Here is a 2210-nt window from a genome sequence, read left to right as displayed (position 1 = left end):
ATATAGTATGTTGCAAATATATAAATAAATATAGTATGTTGCAAATATATAAATAAATATTCGTTGTCGGAATTAATCCGCCATCCTATTTTTAGGGTTATTCACGGCGTTCATTTAAAGGAGTTAAAGCCAATACTTTCGTGACGTCATCCTGCACTATCGGCCTTAACTCCTTTTATTCCCTTAAATGAAAGAACCGCAAGTGTTGCTTAATTCGCTGATTATCAAGTATGGATAGGTGGCTTGACAGACACTTGTGTTCAACGTGACAGACACAAGTGTTTGAGCCGATAAACGCAAGTGTTTGAGCTGACAGACACAAGTGTTTGTCAAGCAGGGATCTATTAGGAGAAATTTATACTTCTTTTACCTCCTATGACTCCTTTAAATGAAAGTTCCGTGTCGGATTGACGTTAAAAAGACAAAAAGTCTTCGTGCCCCTATAGTTTTTTCACTATATTTGCAACCAAATTTTCTGTTTACAATGAAAATTAAGGAAATAGTAAGCGCCCTTGAACGGTTCGCGCCTCTGCCATTGCAAGACGGATTCGACAATGCCGGCCTGCAAATCGGATTGACAGATGCGGAAGCAACAGGGGCTTTGTTGTGTCTTGACGTTACTGAAGCTGTGCTGGATGAAGCCATTGCATGGGGCTATAATCTGGTTATAGCGCATCATCCCCTCATCTTTAAAGGATACAAATCCATCACGGGCAGGGACTATGTGGAACGTTGCATTTTGAAAGCCATCAAGAATGACATTGTCATTTATGCGGCACATACCAATCTGGACAATGCACCGGAAGGAGTGAACTTCAAGATTGCCGAGAAAATCGGCCTGAAGAATATCCGGGTTTTGGAACCTAAAGAAAATGCATTGGTGAAACTGGTAACCTTTGTTCCGACAGCCTCTGCTGCGGAAGTGCGAAAAGCTTTGTTCGAGGCCGGATGCGGCGCTATCGGCAATTATGACGCATGCAGCTACAACATGGAAGGAGAGGGGACGTTCCGCGCACAAGAGGGTACGCACCCGTATTGTGGAAAGATTGGAGAATTTCATACCGAACGGGAAGTGCGTATTGAAACAATATTGCCTACTTATAAAAAAACGGAAGCAGTACGGGCACTGCTGGCAGCACATCCTTACGAAGAACCGGCTTTCGACATCTATCCCTTGCAGAATGGTTGGACGCAAGCCGGAGCAGGCATTATCGGCGAATTGGAGACACCGGAAACGGAAACCGACTTCCTGAGACGAATCAAGAAGACGTTTGAAGTGGAATGCCTGAGGCACAATAAGCTGACCGGGCGGGAAATCCAGACGGTGGCATTGTGCGGCGGTGCCGGAGCCTTCCTGATTCCGCTTGCCATACGTAGCCGGGCAGATGTTTTTATCACCGGTGAAATAAAGTATCACGACTACTTCGGGCATGATACAGACATACTGCTGACGGAAATAGGACATTATGAAAGTGAACAATACACGAAAGAAATCTTTTATACAATAATTCGGGATTTGTTTCCACAATTGGAAGTGCAAACAACCAAAATAAATACAAATCCCATAAAATACATGTAAAGAAAAATGGCTAAAGAAGCAAAAAAAGATCCCCAGGAATTGACAGTGGAGCAGAAGTTAAAAGCTTTGTTCCAATTGCAGACAATGCTGTCCAAAATCGATGAAATCAAGACGCTGAGAGGCGAACTCCCGCTGGAAGTGCAAGATTTGGAAGATGAAATCGCAGGTCTGAGTACCCGTATTGACAGAATCAAGGCGGAAGTTTCCGAATTAAAAGCCTCCATCGCCGGAAAGAAAGTGGAAATTGAAACTGCCAAAGCTTCTGTCTTAAAATATAAAGAGCAACAAGAGAACGTGCGCAACAACCGCGAATACGACTTCTTGAGCAAGGAAATCGAATTCCAAACATTGGAAATCGAACTTTGCGAAAAGCGTATCAGGGAATTTAACGAACAGGAAGCTGCCAAGTCTCAGGAAGTTGCAGAAAGCGCCGCCGCTTTGGAAGAGAGACAGAAAGACCTTGAAGTAAAGAAAGGCGAACTGGACGAAATCATTTCTGAAACAAAGCAGGAAGAAGAGAGACTGAGAGACAAGGCAAAAGAACTGGAAACGAAAATCGAACCACGCTTGTTGCAGTCTTTCAAACGTATCCGTAAAAATTCACGCAACGGATTGGGTATTGTATATGTAC

Annotated in this window: 2 protein-coding genes; both read left to right on the top strand. The window is 43.5% G+C overall.

Annotated features, from left to right (window positions below):
- Window positions 1–484: 484 nt before the first annotated feature.
- The gene (locus K2G43_RS05155) at window positions 485–1579 is read left to right on the top strand and encodes a Nif3-like dinuclear metal center hexameric protein (RefSeq protein WP_300153321.1); all 1095 of its coding nucleotides are present in this window, start codon (window positions 485–487) and stop codon (window positions 1577–1579) included.
- 6 nt (window positions 1580–1585) lie between these two features.
- The coding region (locus tag K2G43_RS05150; protein WP_300153319.1) for a hypothetical protein at window positions 1586–2210 on the top strand (625 nt) is incomplete at its 3' end.

This window comes from Bacteroides sp., assembly GCF_029057325.1.
Classification (GTDB): domain Bacteria; phylum Bacteroidota; class Bacteroidia; order Bacteroidales; family Bacteroidaceae; genus Bacteroides.
The sequence above is the reverse complement of the archived record's forward strand: the minus strand, read 5'-3'. Positions and strand labels throughout refer to the sequence as shown.